Source organism: Advenella kashmirensis WT001, from assembly GCF_000219915.2.
Taxonomy (GTDB): domain Bacteria; phylum Pseudomonadota; class Gammaproteobacteria; order Burkholderiales; family Burkholderiaceae_B; genus Advenella; species Advenella kashmirensis.
Map to the genome: position 1 here is coordinate 1,118,838 of NC_017964.1, position 17,617 is coordinate 1,136,454.

A 17,617-nucleotide genomic window follows, 5' to 3' on the forward strand; every position below is an offset into this window, starting at 1 on the left:
TTCTCCGGGAAAATCAATCTATGGCCAGCAGTTGGCGGATATCCTGCACATATTCCTCATCGGTCTGGGTATGTGACAGGGCGATTCGAAGGCGACCGGCGGTGTCGTACAGGTAGCTAAGGGCACTGTGATCCATGGTGTAAGACGAGCCGGTGGGAATTTTTTTGTAGTAGACCTTGAATTCCCGGGCGGTTTGCTTGGTCTCTTCCAATGACCCATACAGTCCCAGGAACGAGGGGTCAAATGCGCTTACATAATTGCCCAGCAACTGCGGTTCGTCCCTTTCCGGATCTACGGTAATAAACAATACCTGCAGGCGCTCTCCATCCTTGCCAAGCATTTTCCTGACGTTCGCTGCGCGCAAAAGCGCAGTGGGGCAAATATCCGGGCACTGGGTAAATCCGAAAAATACCAGTACGATCTTGTCCCGGAAATCCGACAGCGTATGACGAGAACCATCGGTGCCGTTCAGTGAAAAGTCCCGGCCAAATTCGGCGCTGGTAAGATCGCGCCCATGAATGTTGGTCAATTCAGCGGGGCGAGAGCAGCCGTACAGGATGAGGCAGCCGATCAGAATCGTGATAATGCGAAGAATTTTATTGAATGGCAGCACGGGACCTCCTTCGTGGAAATAGATGTGACGAAGGGGATGCTACCGGCGCGCGGATAGCTGCAACAGGGGCAGCCCGCGTGCAAGCGGGAAAAACAGGCATAAAAAAACCTCGGGAGATGAGAGTCACGGGAGGGTGAGCGCAGGTATAGCGATCACCAGTGAAATATCAGCCGAGGAGGAAAGGGGGCGCGCGTGATCCTAGCGGTGGACCCAGCGCAGGCAGCGCAGGCAAAGCCTGGTTGTGTTCGACAAACGGCGCCAGGCGCTGTTGCCATACGGTTACCGGCAGTGCCGGTGAGCCCAGAATGGGCAATATGGCCTGGGATACGACCAGACCAAACGGGCATTCCTGGCCGGCATGGTCCTGGGAAGGGGATTCTTGCGATTGCTTGGGAATACTTAGCAACAGGGTTTCATTGCCGCCATCTGCATTGCAAAGCGTCAGCACAACCGTCCGACCATTGTCGCCTGACAATACGGGCATATAGCCGCTGGGGATCACCGATCTGCACACGAACGCCATCGCGGCCAGGCACAACAAGAGTTGCCAGACCGAAAAGCCTTTGCAGGGGAGATGCTTGCGCACTACGTACATTATTTTGCGATATCAAAGTATTCGGCAAGAATACGGTTGAGTGTGTTTCAGCCGTGAATCATCGCATATTAAGGCAAAAAACGGGCGATGAGCAAGGGCGCAGCGCAAATTATTTATGAAGAAAATTCACTTTGCAGGATCGATATCGGAGTCGATTAAGTGAAATTTGTTATTTGAGAACAACGCCACATTGCAACGTGAAGCGGGCTATATCGACCGAGATAAGCGTTCATGGTTAGCGATCTGGATGATTCAGGATATCCTTTATCGCACATGAAATTTCGCAGTGTCGTTAACGATCAGCGGGGGCCGCGAAAAAACACAATTGTAATAATAGCTCCCGCTTTTTTCGCTCTTGGTGATAATATTTGCACTAACACAATGAACAAAAAAGTTTTTAGTCGCAAACAGAAAGAGGAGAACTCATGAATATATCGTCAACGAAAAAGTGCAGGCAGATTCGCTGAGCGTGGTTGCCGCATTGTGCCTTGGCACGCCGCTATTGCCGGCTGCGGCAACTGCGGCTGTGACCGCTGGCTCGGATGCCCAGAAAGTGGCGCCGCCTTCGGCGCTGAGCGCGAAGATAGACAGCAAGGCCAGGGAAATTGAAAGCAAGCTGATTGCGTGGCGTCGTGATATTCATGAACATCCGGAACTGGGTAACCAGGAAAAACGCACGGCCAAGCTGGTTGCTGATCATCTGCGCAGCCTGGGCATGGATGTCAAAACAGGCGTGGCCGTCACGGGTGTGGTGGGTGTGCTCAAAGGGGGCAAACCTGGACCGGTGGTTGCCTTGCGCGCTGATATGGATGCCTTGCCTGTGAAGGAACAGGTTGACGTGCCCTTTGCCTCCAAGGCCACCGGCACTTTCCTGGGCAAACCGGTAGACGTCATGCATGCCTGCGGCCATGATACGCATACGGCCATGCTGATGGCCACGGCAGAAGTATTGGCCAGCATGAAGGACGAGCTGCCGGGCACGGTCAAATTTATTTTTCAGCCGGCTGAAGAAACGCCTGCAGATTTTGAACCCGATGGCACCAATACCTGGGGCGCCAAACAGATGATTGCCGAAGGGGTGATGGACAATCCCAAAGTGGATGCTGTCTTTGGTTTGCATGTGTCCAGTTCCTATGAGGCAGGCAAACTATACTGGCGCAGTGGCCCGGCAATGGCAGCCGCCGATCAGTTCTGGGTTGATGTCAAAGGCAGGCAGACACATGGAGCACGACCCTGGCAGGGCGTGGATCCGATTGTCGTGGGTTCGCAAATCGTTATGGGGTTGCAAACTATCATCAGTCGTCAGTCCAACATTGCGCTGGAGCCGGCGGTCATTACGGTGGGAACGTTTCATGCCGGCAATCGGATGAATATTGTTCCGGAGGACGCTGCCATGACGGGGACAGTGCGCACGTATGATGAGGGAATGAAAAAGGACATTCATCAGCGTATTAAACATACTGCCGAATCTATTGCCACCAGCGCCAACGCGAGTGCCAAGGTCAAGGTTGTGGAACTGTATAACGCCGTAGTCAATCCCCCCGACTTTACCGAAAGAATGGCACCCACCCTGCGGCGGGTTGCTGGCCAGGGCAATTATGACTTGCAGCCAAAATCGAGCGCATCGGAAGATTTTTCGTTTTATCAGCAAAAAGCGCCAGGCATGTTCTTCTATCTTGGCGTCACGCCTAAAGGCAAGGAGCTGAGCAAGGCTGCCCCGAACCACTCGCCGCATTTCTATGTAGATGAGTCAGCCATGATTACCGGCGTGCGCGCCATGTCGAATCTGGCCGTTGATTTTCTGAGCATGAAGTAGTGCTGGCCAGGGTCCGGCTGCTCAAGCGCCAGATTCCGCCTTTTTTCAGGGTAATTATTTGGAGCCGGGCGTTGCCCGGTTTCAGATCAAAAACGGGTTTGATACGCGCTTATCGGAGCAGCAACCGTATGCTATGGAAGCTGTCGATTGCGAGCGTGGCCGATGCAAGGGGCTGCTGCCCACGCAACAGCACGCCACTTAAAAAACAATTGCTGACCTTTGTTACGTTGCGTTTCTTTTCGGGTGTGAATGGACCTTCGGATGTCTGCCGCCTTGGCAAGCCAGAAAAAGCGGGTGTTTCGGAGTGCAGGCAGTGGTGGTCAGCCGGAAGCGACTGCATTCATCGTACAACACTGCAAGCAATTGAAAGCGTTTCGATACTGCGTGATGGCCGAAAAGGCCTGTATATCGGTACACTATCGGTATCTAACTGCTCCAGGAGAGAGTGATGAAAAAAATAGTTGCCTTTATGCTTGCTGCCCTGGTCGCTGTACCGTTTGCCGCGTCAGCTGATCCATGGAAAGACGAAAGCGGACACGGCAAACGCCGCTATTGGGAGCAACGTAAATACGATAAACATGACCACGATGATCACTACCGTGGGCGTGGTTATTATCGCGATTACGAATCCCGTGAATATTTCCGCCCGCGCATTGATTTTCACGGTTCGGTCGGCTTGTAAGTCAGCAGGCGCAGGTTTGTCGCTCAGATGATCGCCGCTGTCGCATGATAGCGCAGTGGCGACAAGCCCTTCAGTGCAATTACGGGTGATTCAAGAATGCCTGCCTGGGGCAAAATACGCCCGGAACACCACAACCACGCTTCCTGTAGCCGGCTCCTGACGCCGGTCTATTCCCATCACGGTTCCCGACTTTTATTTGCGTCACGGTACTCGCTTAGCAGCGGCCGTTTTTAGCTTGCCCTGGCGAACAGGAGCGGCTGCGATGATATGAACGATGGCTTTTGTACTTTTTCGGATAAGTGTACTTACGTTCGTATTTCGGCCCCTTGTATCGGTAACCATCACGATACCCCGAGTGCCGATCATGGACCACGCAGCCTGTCAGAAAGATCATCAGCATTCCGACAACGACAAGTAGTTTTTTCATTTGTGATTCCCTCCTGGGTTTACTTTGACTACATGATAATAGGTGGCGAGTGCCATCGTCTGTTGCGGCTTGTAAGCCAGGTTTCAGCCAGGTACAAGAAAGGGATTTATTTCGGCCGATGCTGTCCGCCGTTACCGACCAATTTAATATCTTTCAAGCCGCTGTCGCCCGCGTTGACTCATCGCAGAGTTGACGGTTGATTCAGTCCTCAGGGTTCCTTGCCTGTATCGGTCGGTTATAATCCTGCGGCTTTTTTTTAAAATCTCGGGAACAAAATGAAAATTCAAAAAGGTGCTTTGGCGGTTGCTTTTATCTCATGTCTGGTGTTGGCCGGCTGTAATGAACAGGCTGGTTCGAAGACAGGTTCGACACAAGAATCCAGTGTTCAAGCTGACAATAGTCTTAATAACTACATTGCGATGAACAATGACCTGATGGGGATTGCTGGCTTGCAAGCGTATTACGAGGAGTATGTCAGATTGAATATTCCAAAGGCCAAGCCGTCGCAGAGCCTTGGATATCCGGGAGCAGAGTTTACCTACACTTTTTCGCAATACGCAGAAGCCATTAAAGGCAAACGCAGCCGCCCCGCGCTTGATCAGGCCGCCGATGATCTGATGAAAAAACTGGAAGCAGTAAAAAATGATACGGCCGTGTTCGAGCAGTACTATGAATCAGCTTCGTATAAAACAGACGCCCTGAAAAAGGGTAAAGAAGCAGACGCTCAAATCAAACAGCACTTTGAAGCTGCGCTGGCCAGCTATTCCGTGTTTGCCAAGGAACTGGATGTGGTTTACCAGCAAGCTAAACTAAAGGAACTCGAGGTGCTTAAGCAGTCCGGCAATAACTATCAATACCGCAAAGCCTACTCAATGCATCTGGCTGAACAGTTGGTTAATGTCTTTGATAGCCAGGAGGATCTGACCAATGCGGATAAGCTGAAGCAAGCCGATAAGATAGCCGATCAGCTTGGACAGGAGCTGTCCGAATTCAATGCTGAATATCAGAAAATCAAAGACAAGAATCCACAAGTGTCAGCAGATTCAACCCTCATCAGTTTGAATAGTTGCATCAAGTATTACAGAAGCTTCAAGGAAAGCAAGAGCCAATCTGATTTTAAATTCATGATAGACGGATACAACAACGCAGTCCGGGCAAACCGCTAGGCTTGCACACAGTTTGGGTATGTACATCTAACCAGCCGTCATGGCTGGTTTTTTGTTCGCTGTAGACTTCGAGTGCGGGCCACGCGTGCTTCGCGTCACACCACATTGCGCCATGTCGCGCCGAACCTGTCTTTGCGTGTTGTGCTGCATGATGTCCAATTCGGACATGGCAGCAGTCTGAACTGCTCAAACGAGCCGGACTGACATGCCGCCGTCGACAATCATCGGACTGCCGGTCATAAAGCTTGATCTGTCCGAAAGCAGAAACTGCGCAGCCTGCGCGATTTCCTTAGCGCTTGCCATTCGTTTCATGGGATGCAGGCCTGCGATAAATGCCAGGGTATCGGGATTGTCTTCCCCGGCGGCAGGGGTGATCGTGCCGCCAGGCAACAGCGCATTGACGCGCACGCCCTCTGCGGCGTGGTCTGACGCCAGCGACTGCATCAGACCGATCAGCCCAGCCTTGGACGCCGCATAGGCGCCCATTCCGGGCATGCCGCCATTGCTGAAGCCGACAAATGACGACGTGAAGACGATTGAACCACCACCATTTTTTTTGATAGCAGGTATCTGCGACTTGGCCGCCAGGAAGGCAGCAGTCAGGTTGACCGAGATGACATCGTTCCAGTTGTGCATTGTCATCGCTGGCACCGGCTCCATGTCACCGACGATGCCGGCATTGTTGAATGCGCCATCGAGCCGGCCAAATTCCTTGAGGGCCAGCGCTGTCAGCGCATCGGCATAGCCTTCATCCCTGACGTCGCCCGCCAGATAAACGGCTCTGCCTGCGCCTGCAATTGTCCTGGTCAGCGCCTCCAGTTCTGCTGACCGGCGTGCGCCCAGCACCACATTGGCGCCTTCGGATGCGAACAGGGTCGCTGCGGCTGCGCCGATTCCGCTGCTTGCTCCGGTGATGATGATTGATTTGTTTTTCAGTTCCATGATGTCCTGCTCCTGTGTTGGTTTGGAGCCCGAACTATCTCATGCCAATGGAATAACCCGCTATCCGTTTCTTGCACGGAAACTGGCCTGGCATTTGTTGTTTACCGAGAGTCTGGCTATCGGTTTAACGTGGGCTGGTTTGACCACGCAGCATGGCAGGTGCATCGGCTAACAGCGTATCGATGGCAACACGTGTTTTGGCAGGCAGAAACCGGGTCTGCGGCCACACGATATGTATGTCAGTTGGCAATAATTGCAGTTCGGGCAACACGGCGATCAATTGGCCGCTGCGTATGAACTGCGCCAGTTGCCAGTCGGGCAGCCAGGCCAGACCCATGCCGGCGATGGCGGCATCGGTCAGGGAATGTAAATCGTCCAGCCTTAGGCGAATATCAACCGCGAGGCCTTGAGTGTTGGCAGAAAGGGTTTGCCATACCAGGTCCTGTCCGGCGCGATGATAGGCAATGGCACGATGCCCAGTGAGTGCATCAACGCTGTCGGGCAAACCATGGCGGGCCAGGTAAGCGGGCGAGGCGCATAGTGCCTGGTGTTGTCGTCCAAGCGGGCGTGCTACCAGCTGCTGCTGTCGAGCAGCGGATCAATGCGCACCGCAAGATCCAATCCCTCTTCAATCAGATCGGCAACCTGATCACTGTAGATCAGATTAAGTTGCAGTTGCGGGTAACGCTCAATCAGCGGTGTGAGTACCGGCGTAATGCAGTGGCGGCCAATCAGTTTCGGTGCGCTGATACGCAACACGCCTTGCGGCTGTATCCGTCCGCTATTGAGTTCGGCATCCGCCGCGTCCAGCTCCGCTAACGCGCGCAGGCAGCGTTCGTAATAGATTTGACCTTCTGTCGTGAGCTTTTGCTTGCGGCTGGTGCGTTGAAACAGCAAGACGCCCAGACGCTGTTCCAGTCTGGCAATGGTTTTGCCTACCGCCGAGCGAGTGAGATTCATGCGTTCGGCGGCCAGGGAGAAGCTGCCGGCTTCGACGGCGCGAACAAAGGTAGTGATGCCGTTCAAACGATCGTTCATGGTCAGGATGGTTTCCTTTCAGGCTACACAGCGGGGAATGGATGACGCCCAGCCCGAATCGATAATCTTATACGATTCCGATGTCTTGCGTAATCCGCAACGTTTACTTCTCTTACTAATAAGGAATGATCATGAATGCACCATCTTTTATTACTGTGGGTGATGGCACCCGCCTTGCGTACCGTTTTGACGGCCAGGCGGACAAGCCAGTATTGATGCTGTCCAATTCTATCGGCACCACGATGGCAATGTGGGATCCGCAAATCGCCAGTCTGTCAGAAAATTTTTATATTCTTCGTTATGACGCGCGTGGCCATGGCGCCTCTGATGCGCCGGCGGGCGCCTATTCCCTGGATCGTTTGGGCCATGATGTGGTCGAATTGCTGGATGCGTTGCATCTGGATCGTGTGCATTTTCTGGGGATCTCGCTTGGTGGTTTTGTCGGGCAATGGCTGGGAATATACGCGCCGCAGCGTCTGGACAAATTGATTCTGGCAAATACGTCTGCTTATCTGGGGCCATCGCCGCAATGGAATGAGCGCATCCGACAATTGCAAACCTCACCGGATATGGCAGCGGTGGCGGAAAACTTCTTGGGCAACTGGTTCTCCGCCGATTTCATGCGGCGACGGCCGGACACAATTGAAATCTTTCGTGCCATGTTGTTAACCACGCCACCGCAAGGGCTGGCGGGCAGTTTTGCTGCGGTGCGTGACACCGACCTGCGCCGCACAGCGACGCTGATCGATTTGCCGGTATTGATTATCGCCGGGCAATACGATACGGTCACAGCCTTGTCGCACAGCGAAGCCCTGGCCGCATTGTTGCCGCAGGCCCGGCTCAAGGTGTTGCCGGTGGTGCATCTGTCCAATATTGAACGGCCAGTGGAATTTGTAGCGTGGGTGCGTGAGTTCTTGCGCTAGGGCTCATCCAGACAAATCAAACGACTGGTACGCAAAAACAATAGGATATTTTGCCGGTATGGCATCTAATAAAGAAACAGCGATGAAGGTTTCGGTTTATATTTGAAGCCGAACGCACAACTCTCAGGAGCAGGGCATACGCAGAGGACAACGACAAGCGCCGGATCATAACAGGCGCAAGCCGGGGATCGTTACAAAAACGCTTTGATAATCTTCGCGACTGCGCATATTGCATTGGTCGAGGCCGTCTGTCATGACGTCCGGATATTTTCGGATTTCTTGTTGGCGTTGCCGCAAAGCGATGCAATGGTCATTACTTTTGATGTTGTCGATATTTCATACAGCAGTTCATACAGAAATTACAGGCAAGGAGACACCTATGAATACGCAGACCCGCAACTTTCGACCATCGCCCCTTTTGGCGTGCAAAGCGGCATTGGCAACCACAGCGATATTGCTGACGACGTTGCTCGCGCCGCTGCCGGTCACCGCCGCCGAGCCCGCAGGCAGCACCAGCGCAGCCTCGCCCGAGTCTGCAACTGCCAAGCCACGCATTATTATTCTGGCGACTGGAGGCACCATTTCCGGCGCCGCCGACGCACGGTCAGCCATTGGATATAATTCGGGCGAGGTATCGGGACAACAATTGGTCCAGGGTGTGCCTGGCATAGAAAAGCTGGCAACGGTCAAGTCTGAGCAGATTTCCAATATCGGCTCTCAGGACATGAACGATAAAGTGTGGTTCTCGCTGGCCAGGCGTATCACGCAGATTTTTGAGGGCAATGAAGCCGACGGCGTAGTCATTACCCACGGCACCGATACGATGGAGGAAACCGCTTTCTTCCTGCACAATGTACTGGATTCGGCAAAACCGGTGGTGCTGGTCGGTTCCATGCGTCCGGGCGGTGCGCTCAGCGCCGATGGCCCGCGTAATCTGTATGAAGCGATTCAGCTTGCAGCTAGCCCACAGGCCAAGGCACGCGGCGTGATGGTCGTAATGAATGATACGATTCACACGCCCCGCTGGGTTACCAAAACGAACGTCACGTCGGTCCAGTCATTTCAATCTTTGAACGCAAGTCCCGCGGGGTATGTGGATCCGGCCTCGGTGCGCTTTCTTGCGCCCGCCGGCCAGGTGGTCCAGGCGCCGTTTGCATTGCCAAAAGACGATCAGTTGCCACGTGTGCCAATCATTTACGCGCATAGCAATATGGATGCTTCGCAGATTGATCACGCGATTGAAAATAACGCCAGGGGGATTGTGATTGCCGGCGTGGGCGATGGTAATGTGTCCAAACCGGCCATGCAGGCTATGTTGCGGGCAGTGCAAAAGGGCATTGTGGTGATCCGGGCAACCCGCGTGCCTTCCGGGTTTGTCAATCGCAATGTGGAAGTGGACGATGACAAAAGTGGTTTTGTCGTGGCCTATGATCTGAACCCGCAGAAGGCCCGGGTACTGACCCAGCTTCTGATCGCCAACGGGGTGACCGCAGCGGACAAAGTGCAGCAGGCATTTGCCGCTACGTATTGAAGAGCGGCGGGTGACGCAGCAGGCGCCATACCCTGGCGCTCGCCTGCGTTGAACATCAACACGCCGCCCCCTTGGGATCACATACTCAATTGTATTGAACAACAGGTGACAATCGATGGACGCATTTTCAAAGCCCGACCTCGTAGCCAATTATGCCGCCAGAACAGAAAAAATGGTGCCCGGTTTGCGCGACCTTCACACGATGGCGGCAATCTTGCTGGCAGAGCGTGTGCCGGTTGATGCGCATATTCTTGTGTTGGGCGCCGGCGGGGGGATGGAGATAAAGTCATTGGCGCAAGCGCACACGAGCTGGCGTTTTACGGGTGTGGATCCGTCGGAACAAATGCTTGGCCTGGCTAAGCAGACCCTTGGTCCACTGGCTTCTCATGTTACTTTTCACCAAGGCTATATCGATAGTGTAGAAAAAGCAGGCTTTGATGCAGCAACGTGCTTTTTGACGCTTCATTTCCTGGCGCAGGCGGAGCGACTCAAAACTCTGCAGGCGCTTTTTTGCAGGCTCAAGCCCGGGGCGCCGTTGGTTGTTGCGCATCACAGTCTGCCAGGCTCTGCGTCCGATAAAGACCGCTGGCTGGATCGCAATGTGGCATTTGCAAAGGCATCAGGCCTGGCAATGCCACCGGCGGCGTCAGGCAAAACCCCAGTAGCGACTTGCCGATTCTTTCGGCGGCTCAGGACACGGCATTGTTGCGTGAAGCCGGGTTTGTAGATGTGGACGTATTCTATGCCGGGTTCACTTTCAGGGGCTGGGTCGGTTATAAACCGGTGGCGTGACATCAACTGCGCCATTGACGGCGCATGGGCGCTCGTTTATCCCTTGCGGCCAGCGAACCAGGTTCAAATGAGCATCCAAAAGCGCTCAATTGGTGCAACACCAGTCCCCGGCATCGGGTCTGGTGCTCCGGTTTTGTATTTTCAGTAAAATGGGGCAGGTTTTCTGCCCCATATCCAGTTACAGATAGCTGTCGCGTTGTTGCTTGGCCCGAGAAGCGCCGATTTCCGTTTCAACCTGCTTGACTTCTTCTGGTGGCGGCAGCACAGCAGGCATGCCAAGGCTGTCGATCCACAACTCCCGGCACCAGCCTCTTGTATGAAACAGATGGTGGTCTTCCTGCTGCTCCACCTGGTCGAACACCTCCTTAAAGAAGCGTTTGTCTGTCGCGTTTAGTTTTTCAAGCGCTTTGCCAAACAGTTCCCAGTTGGTGTGATCTTTTGTTTCAGCCAACACTACGCATTCACATGCCACCAGTTGTGCCGCTTCGGGGGAACCATTTTTCTGGGCCATTTTCATCGCCTTGACGAATGATTCGCCCAGGTGTTTGACGACCTCGCGACCAGGACTCATCGTAGCCGGATCCAGGTCCAGATGCTTGGCGACAGATGTCGCCAATTCCTGGTGCTTGAGGGTTTCTTCCAAATAACCCTCCCATTCCTTTTTCAGGTCATCATTCAGGGCACAGGTCAATGCCGTTCGATATACCTGCTCGCCACCCAGTTCCGTCTCTATCATCTGTAGTACCAACTCATTCAGCTGTTTTTTGTTTATGGTTTGTGCCATGCTGTACTCCTTGTTCTCAGTTCTGTTAATGGATCTGTGTTATTTGCCACGTCCGAAGAAAAATGAGCCGATGGCAAGGACCAGGAACACGACGAAAAGAATTTGCGCGATTGAAGAGGCCCCGGCAGCAATGCCGCCAAACCCGAACACGGCTGCAATAATGGCGATAATAAAAAAGACAATTGCGTAATGAAGCATATTGTTTCTCCCTTCGGTTGCAATGCGATTTGAATAAACACAATTTATCGTATCAACAAAAAGAGGTGCAAAACATGCTTCGTTACATCCCCTTAATAAGGGTATGTATGTGACATATCTGGGAGTTTGGTACAGATGACGGCACGTTGGCTGCCATAGCGTGAGATTGGGCTATGTCTGGTTGCATTTGGCTGGAGTTGCTGATGCGCATGTCTGGGCGTTCATGCTTAATTACAATCTTGTTATCCGCAAAAACGGGGCGGCGACCTTGTTTTACCGCCGCTGTCGGCCACAGGCAGCACTCAGATAATCCATTTAAATCAAAGCGCTGGTTCTTTTTGTTGTTGAGATGGCGCTGATCGCAGCTGGGATTGCCGGCGTGGCAGAACGTGTACCAACGGCGACATTACTTGCGCTTTTTTTGTCGATAGCAAAAAAACGACGTTGCAGATGGCGCATTGTTCGTGATACGAATTACACTAGCGCGGTGGCGTGCGGAGGATGCATTCTGTCGTTGGGGGTTGCAATCGCCGGTTCTCTGTCCCAGACAGGCCGTTGCGTCTGATCAATTGATTTTTATCGTCCGTTATTTGTGCCAGACCCTTTGTCGCTAGCGTCCCGATCAGCATGAATCGGCAAGCCTATCGATCCTGCTTGCGGCGCAGACAAACCCGTTGATCCTCACAACAGGGCAAGTGTGGTTGCGGTCATTGGACCGCCAAGTGCACGGTGCCTGTCCGTTTCTTAATATATTGAAAAAGATGAGAATAGTATGAGTGCCGAAGCCCATTCAGTCAGTTTGTTGTCGCCGGTTGTGTTGCTGGCTGCCGCGGTGATTGCCGTTCCCATATTCAAGCGCATCGGCCTGGGGTCGGTATTGGGCTATCTGATTGCGGGCCTGGCTATCGGACCGTTTGGCCTGGCTTTTTTTACCGATTCGGCGTCGATCCTGCAGATTGCCGAGCTGGGTATCGTCATGTACTTGTTTGTTATCGGACTGGAGATGCGACCGTCTCACCTATGGGGGTTGCGTCGTGAAATATTCGGACTGGGGACCTTGCAGATTGTCGCCTGCGCGCTGGGTCTGACCGGCGTAGGTCTGCTTTTTGGTTTCAGTTGGCAGATCGCCTTTATCTCGGCGGCTGGATTCGTGCTGACTTCCACGGCCATTGTCATGCAGTTGCTGGGCGATCGGGGCGATATTGCCCAGCCCAAGGGGCAGAAAATCGTTGCGATATTGCTCTTCGAGGATTTGTTAATTGTACCGCTCCTCGCGATTGTGGCGTTTATGGCACCCAACCATATCGTCGAAAGCACTTCTGCCCGGCTGCAGAATATCGGGATCGGGCTGTTTGCGATCGCAGCGTTAATTGGTGCTGGGCATTGGCTGCTTAATCCGCTGTTCAGGGTGCTGGCCGCCGCCCGCGCCAGGGAGGTGATGACAGCGGCGGCTTTGCTGGTGGTTCTGGGCGCCGCGCTGTTGATGCAGGTGAGCGGTTTGTCCATGGCGATGGGGGCATTTCTGGCCGGTGTGCTCTTGTCCGAGTCCACTTTTCGCCATCAGATTGAGGCAGATATCGAACCATTCAGGGGTATTTTGCTGGGTCTTTTTTTCCTGGGCGTGGGGATGTCGCTTGATCTGTCTGTCGTCGTGCAAAACTGGCCATTGGTGCTGGGCGGTGTGCTGGCGCTGATGTTCGCTAAAGCCCTGATGATTTATATTGTGGCGCGTATCACGCGCAGTCCGCACCGCGAAGCGCTGGATCGTGCATTGCTGATGGCCCAGGGTGGCGAGTTTGCTTTCGTGCTGTTTGCTGCCGCCGCCGGTGCGCAAGTGATAGACAGCTCGATCAAGTCCAGCCTGACGGCCATTGTGGTCTTGTCCATGGTGCTTACGCCGATTCTGGGGATTGTATTTAACCGGTACGTTAAATCGGGCAAACTTGAATCTCTGGATGATGTGAGCCTGGCAGACGGCCTCACCGGCAATGTACTGATGATTGGTTTCGGTCGCTTCGGTCAGGTCACCAGTCAATTGCTGCTGGCCCGGGGTGTCGATGTCACGATTATTGATACCGATATCGACATGATTCAGAATGCTGAGAAATTTGGCTTCAAAATTTATTATGGCGATGGCTCTCGCCTGGATATACTGCATGCCTCGGGAGCGGCACAGGCACAGGCCATTGTCGTTTGCGTGGACAATAAAGAGACGACTAACAGGATTGTCGAGCTGGTGGCCAGTGCGTTTCCGTTGGCCAAATTGCTGGTGCGCACCTATGATCGCGAGCATTCGCTACATTTGGTCAAAAAGAATGTGGATTATATGATGCGGGAAACGTTCGAATCGGCGATGGTATTTGGTGGCGCTATCTTGCAGCAACTGGGGGTGGATGAGGATCAGATCCGGCAAATCAGCCGTGAAATTCGCGAGCGTGACAATGAGCGCTTTGAAACGGAAGTGGCGGCCGACGATATCTATGCGGGTGCCGATTTGCAATATTCGCATGCGCATCCGCGTCCCACCGCACCGTTGCTTGCTCCCCGGCAAAGTGGACTGATTCTGAACGACGACGGGTTGCAAGAGGCAAGCTCGAAAGCAGGGCACGGAGGATCTTGAGCCGGGCAGGACCATCCCGCTCCTTGCGCACTGCCGGCAGTAAGGACTCGGGCGCGCCGGCCAGACATCCTGATGCCTATGCCTGTCTTGATGCTTGCGCCGAAAACGCAGTGAACCCGCAAGTCTGCGGGCGGCGGTAAACATTATGCGGATTCAGAGCGGGGCAAGTCTGTCGCCGCTGGTTTCTGCGGTATATTTGGCAGGATTTTATATATTCAAACGGAGCAGTCAGCATGGGCGTAGTCAAATTCAACGAATTTACGCTGAAGATCCGCAATGGCGCTACATTTCAAATCCGCGCCAATACCGGGAGCGAAGCCATTAAAAAGCTGGTTAAAGCGCAAGGCTGCACACCTGACAATATCACGGTGATTGATGTGCGGGAAGTGATCGTTAATCGTAAATAGAAGAGGGATGCCCCTTCGGACCTTATCGTGATGGCGGCCTGTCGCGCGTCCGGCGCAACGTGCCCCTCCGATGTGGCTGGTCGCGCAATGCCGGTGATGGAATATGCTGCGATGGCAGCGTCTTGCCAACCGACAGGCTCGGGCCGCCGGGAGCCCGGCCAGCCTCGAGTGGCGTCGTTACAGAATTACGATGAGAGCTTCATCAGCACCAGTCCGCCAACAATAAGCGTGGCGGCAAGAATGCGCATGGCGCTCATGGGCTCGTGCAGAAAAACAATGCCGACTACAAAGGCACCGACGGCGCCAATACCCGTCCAGACCGTATAGGCGGTACCCAGGGGAAGGGTGCGCATGGACCAGGATAGCAGCGCGAAACTAAGCACCATTGTGACCAGCGTTACCGATGTGGCACCCAGTCGGGTGAACCCTTCTGATTGCTTCATGGAAAACGCCCAGACAATTTCCAGCAATCCGGCAATAACTAATAGAAACCAGGCCATTTGGGCCTCCTTTCAAAAAGAACCGGGCCGTCCCGGATAAGGTTCCCAAATGGGTGAGGTCGTGGCCTCGCAAAAATTATATCGTTTTGTGCCGCGGCGGGCAACCGGAGTGCTCGCTTGCAGCAACCTGATTAACGACCCGTTGCTTGTTGCTCAAATCAGGCAAACCAGCAAGAGAAAGCAGATCAGCCGGGTAAAGCCTGCGTTGCCAGCTGCCTGCAACCGATTGAAAACAATTTTTCCGCGGAAAAGGCAGCTTTGCAAGCGATTGAAAAAAATGACTGCCTTGGCAGCTTCGCCAATTGCACTCTCGCTATTACACTTAAGATAATTCAAATGTGGAGCTATCTATGAAAAGCATGTTTACTTTGCTGCTTGCCGGTCTGCTGGCTTTTCCGGTCATGGCGCTGGCCGATGACGACGATGACGATGATTATCGTGACCGCTATTCCCAGCGGGAATATAAAGAGAAATTCCGGGACGGCCCCTGCAGGGTAGAGCGCGAATACAAGAAAAATGGCGACTACGAAGAGAAAAGAAAATGCCGGGGGGATCGCTACCGCGATAATTATTATTCCGAGGCGCCCGTTGTGCCCGGTGGCGATTTAGGCGGCATTGTTCGTCTGCTGCAAAACCTGTAGGAAAGGCCTGCTGATACGGTTTGTCGCTCCGGGGCTGCAATTGCCGTATTGCAGGCTACAGGGTTAGTGACGTCCATACGATGCAGGAAATTGGCCGGCACCCAATCCGGGTGTATGAGTGTCGTTGGTATATGCTCGGTGCGCGAAGGTCTGCCGCTTCCCCTGCATACCGGCGGTGCATGAACAAAGCAAACGTCAGGCGTATTGCGGCTCGGTCCAATGGCCGCTTTGCAATTGTTCTGGTCGCTGTGCCGCGCAAACAATTGCGTTGTCTGGCCAGAACTCACGCATCACCCGCGTTCCTGCAAATACGCCGTACCCGTCACCACAACAAACGTCACCTGCGGCAACAATACTTTCACCGGCCATAATCGAGCCTTTCGCCGTTATGTCTGCGCCGGCCTGAATGCCCCAATCGGCCTTGATATGCATGCCGCTGCTTATCTCACCCTTGGCAATGATGCCTTCTGCTGCCGTCAGGTTGTTTTCAACTGAAATATCACCACCGGCGCGCACACTTTTTTTGCAATCGAGCGCGTCGGCGCAGATAATATCCTGACCGGCAACAATGATGCCGCCTACTTCAATGGCGTTTGCACAGTCTATTGACCAACCGGCACGGGCATCACCATCGCATCGAAATTTGCCGGCAACATCAATCCCCCATCCTACGCGAACGGACCCTTCCACGACAATTGCGCCGCCGCAGCTCAGGTTGCCCTCGATGATCAGATCGCCTTCGATATGAATGTCGCCGCCCACCCGCACGCTGCCATGTACATGCAAGGCGCCTGCCACACGCAATACCGTGTCGCTATGCAAGTTTCCCGCAATATCCAGATCCCGCGCAGCCACGACAGCGTCGCTGTCCAGGCTGTCGATTGCCTGCTTGTCTTTGACCGAGCCGAACTGATCTACAAGCCAGCATGCATCGGTAACGCGTCCTTCGGCAAGAAGCGTATCGATCAGATATTGGTAGTCGGCGCCCTGCGGGGTATGTTTCAGAAACCAGCGAAAGCCGCTGGAGCACGGGTGTTTAGACCGTATGGTTTTCTTGCTCAGATCCATTTTTACTCCCATGGATAAATTACTGCAATGAGTCAGTGTGTGCGCAGTCGATTTGCGGCATAGTCATCACACGGTTACAGGGCAGGTTGCGTTCAATATCGTCACCTGTGACGGAAGGTATTTTTGGTTACGGCGCGCACAACTGCAGGCGGACATCCAGGTCGTGGAAACGGTTGTCGCGCTCTGATATCTTCAGCGGTTCAATGGTTTCCGGGGTGATCTTGACCACGTCGAAACGCATGCGCCGACCCAGAGACTTCCATAAGGCATAGGCCGCTCTCGATTGACGAGCGCCACTGACCAGTACGAAACCATCGGACAGCACTTTGGTGTATAGCGCGCTGGCGATGCCGCGGCCCTGATACGGCGCGGCATAACGCGAATGCACGCTACGGACGGTGCCGTGCAGCCGACGCGATCCTTCGGGAAGAATATCGAAAACGGAATAACCCACCAGAAGTCCGGTGCCGGTGTCTATGGCGTACACACGCTGTTCGCGGGCGATCTTGCGCACGCGAAACTCGATGTCGGGAAATTGCATGTCCATAAGCGGCAGATTGCCCAGCGCATGCCGGCCTCGTGCCATTTTTGTCTGCAGATTGGCCAGTTCCTGCTCGATTTGTTCATTGCTTATGCTGACGTCGAATCTCATGACATCGCTCCCTGCGTGCGCAGATGTGCCAATGGCATATGTGTTGGGCGGCCGGCGCCAACGACGATCTGCGTTACATGCAGAAGCCGCAGGCCTGTGGGGTCAGCGAAAGATTGCGGATAGCCTGCAATGTGCAGGACATTGCGCTGTTCCGGTTGAACAAGGTGATTGTGCAGTTCCATTTCCACTCCCATGGCCGATCGCCCGCAAGATGTTGCGATA

General features: G+C 53.8%; 19 protein-coding genes and 1 pseudogene. 10 read left to right on the top strand and 10 right to left on the bottom strand.

Annotated features, from left to right (window positions below; all coding sequences use genetic code 11):
- Positions 1–13: 13 nt before the first annotated feature.
- Both TKWG_RS05255 and TKWG_RS21150 read right to left on the bottom strand, forming a co-directional pair.
- Positions 14–613 (bottom strand): SCO family protein, encoded by a 600-nt coding sequence (locus TKWG_RS05255; RefSeq protein ID WP_014749836.1) that lies wholly within the window; start codon positions 611–613, stop codon positions 14–16.
- A 166-nt stretch (positions 614–779) separates the two neighbouring features.
- A complete protein-coding gene (locus TKWG_RS21150; protein WP_148274476.1) occupies positions 780–1,199 on the bottom strand; it encodes a DUF2946 family protein in 420 nt (139 codons plus the stop codon).
- A 457-nt stretch (positions 1,200–1,656) separates the two neighbouring features.
- Here TKWG_RS21150 and TKWG_RS05265 point away from each other — a divergent pair, with 457 nt between their 5' ends.
- Positions 1,657–3,024 carry an amidohydrolase gene (locus TKWG_RS05265; protein WP_014749838.1) on the top strand — a complete coding sequence of 456 codons (1,368 nt, stop codon included), beginning with the start codon at positions 1,657–1,659 and terminating at the stop codon, positions 3,022–3,024.
- A 448-nt stretch (positions 3,025–3,472) separates the two neighbouring features.
- Positions 3,473–3,706: a hypothetical protein gene (locus TKWG_RS05275; protein WP_014749840.1), complete on the top strand. Its 234-nt coding sequence runs from the start codon at positions 3,473–3,475 to the stop codon at positions 3,704–3,706.
- A 214-nt stretch (positions 3,707–3,920) separates the two neighbouring features.
- Here the strand turns inward: TKWG_RS05275 and TKWG_RS23185 are convergent, their stop codons facing one another.
- Entirely contained in the window at positions 3,921–4,133 is a 213-nt protein-coding gene (locus TKWG_RS23185) for a hypothetical protein (RefSeq protein ID WP_148274477.1), read from the bottom strand.
- 275 nt (positions 4,134–4,408) lie between these two features.
- On the opposite strand from TKWG_RS23185, the gene TKWG_RS05280 reads away from it, so the two are divergent.
- Entirely contained in the window at positions 4,409–5,299 is an 891-nt protein-coding gene (locus TKWG_RS05280; RefSeq protein ID WP_014749841.1) for a DUF3829 domain-containing protein, read from the top strand.
- 186 nt (positions 5,300–5,485) lie between these two features.
- Here TKWG_RS05280 and TKWG_RS05285 read toward each other — a convergent pair whose 3' ends face one another.
- Both TKWG_RS05285 and TKWG_RS05290 read right to left on the bottom strand, forming a co-directional pair.
- A complete protein-coding gene (locus tag TKWG_RS05285; protein ID WP_014749842.1) occupies positions 5,486–6,241 on the bottom strand; it encodes an SDR family oxidoreductase in 756 nt (251 codons plus the stop codon).
- Positions 6,242–6,365: 124 nt separating this feature from the next.
- A pseudogene (locus TKWG_RS05290) lies at positions 6,366–7,279 on the bottom strand (LysR family transcriptional regulator).
- A gap of 131 nt (positions 7,280–7,410) precedes the next feature.
- On the opposite strand from TKWG_RS05290, the gene pcaD reads away from it, so the two are divergent.
- From pcaD to TKWG_RS05305, 3 genes are all read left to right on the top strand, one after another.
- Positions 7,411–8,202 carry a 3-oxoadipate enol-lactonase gene (pcaD, locus tag TKWG_RS05295; protein ID WP_014749843.1) on the top strand — a complete coding sequence of 264 codons (792 nt, stop codon included), beginning with the start codon at positions 7,411–7,413 and terminating at the stop codon, positions 8,200–8,202.
- Between the two features lie 379 nt (positions 8,203–8,581).
- Complete coding sequence (locus TKWG_RS05300) at positions 8,582–9,733, top strand: asparaginase (RefSeq protein WP_014749844.1); 1,152 nt, start codon at positions 8,582–8,584, stop codon at positions 9,731–9,733.
- Positions 9,734–9,848: 115 nt separating this feature from the next.
- Complete coding sequence (locus TKWG_RS05305) at positions 9,849–10,460, top strand: class I SAM-dependent methyltransferase (protein ID WP_014749845.1); 612 nt, start codon at positions 9,849–9,851, stop codon at positions 10,458–10,460.
- A 243-nt stretch (positions 10,461–10,703) separates the two neighbouring features.
- Here the strand turns inward: TKWG_RS05305 and TKWG_RS05310 are convergent, their stop codons facing one another.
- Together TKWG_RS05310 and TKWG_RS22330 are read right to left on the bottom strand one after the other, a co-directional pair.
- Entirely contained in the window at positions 10,704–11,309 is a 606-nt protein-coding gene (locus TKWG_RS05310) for a hypothetical protein (RefSeq protein ID WP_014749846.1), read from the bottom strand.
- A gap of 39 nt (positions 11,310–11,348) precedes the next feature.
- On the bottom strand, positions 11,349–11,507 hold the full coding sequence (locus TKWG_RS22330) for a DUF1328 domain-containing protein (RefSeq protein ID WP_014749847.1): 159 nt from the start codon (positions 11,505–11,507) through the stop codon (positions 11,349–11,351).
- Between the two features lie 772 nt (positions 11,508–12,279).
- Between TKWG_RS22330 and TKWG_RS05320 the strand changes: the two genes are divergently transcribed.
- The gene (locus tag TKWG_RS05320; protein ID WP_014749848.1) at positions 12,280–14,127 is read left to right on the top strand and encodes a monovalent cation:proton antiporter-2 (CPA2) family protein; all 1,848 of its coding nucleotides are present in this window, start codon (positions 12,280–12,282) and stop codon (positions 14,125–14,127) included.
- Between the two features lie 233 nt (positions 14,128–14,360).
- Positions 14,361–14,534: a hypothetical protein gene (locus TKWG_RS23540; protein ID WP_171815123.1), complete on the top strand. Its 174-nt coding sequence runs from the start codon at positions 14,361–14,363 to the stop codon at positions 14,532–14,534.
- A 185-nt stretch (positions 14,535–14,719) separates the two neighbouring features.
- On the opposite strand, the gene TKWG_RS05325 is transcribed toward TKWG_RS23540, so the two are convergent.
- Positions 14,720–15,034, bottom strand: coding sequence for a DMT family transporter (locus TKWG_RS05325; protein WP_014749849.1), 315 nt, complete (start codon positions 15,032–15,034; stop codon positions 14,720–14,722).
- A 49-nt stretch (positions 15,035–15,083) separates the two neighbouring features.
- Here TKWG_RS05325 and TKWG_RS23190 point away from each other — a divergent pair, with 49 nt between their 5' ends.
- Positions 15,084–15,365 (top strand): hypothetical protein, encoded by a 282-nt coding sequence (locus TKWG_RS23190; protein ID WP_148274478.1) that lies wholly within the window; start codon positions 15,084–15,086, stop codon positions 15,363–15,365.
- A 19-nt stretch (positions 15,366–15,384) separates the two neighbouring features.
- Entirely contained in the window at positions 15,385–15,675 is a 291-nt protein-coding gene (locus TKWG_RS05335; protein ID WP_014749851.1) for a hypothetical protein, read from the top strand.
- 195 nt (positions 15,676–15,870) lie between these two features.
- Here the strand turns inward: TKWG_RS05335 and TKWG_RS05340 are convergent, their stop codons facing one another.
- Both TKWG_RS05340 and TKWG_RS05345 read right to left on the bottom strand, forming a co-directional pair.
- Positions 15,871–16,743, bottom strand: coding sequence for a hypothetical protein (locus TKWG_RS05340; protein WP_014749852.1), 873 nt, complete (start codon positions 16,741–16,743; stop codon positions 15,871–15,873).
- Positions 16,744–16,870: 127 nt separating this feature from the next.
- Positions 16,871–17,395: a hypothetical protein gene (locus TKWG_RS05345; protein ID WP_014749853.1), complete on the bottom strand. Its 525-nt coding sequence runs from the start codon at positions 17,393–17,395 to the stop codon at positions 16,871–16,873.
- Between the last annotated feature and the right edge of the window lie 222 nt (positions 17,396–17,617).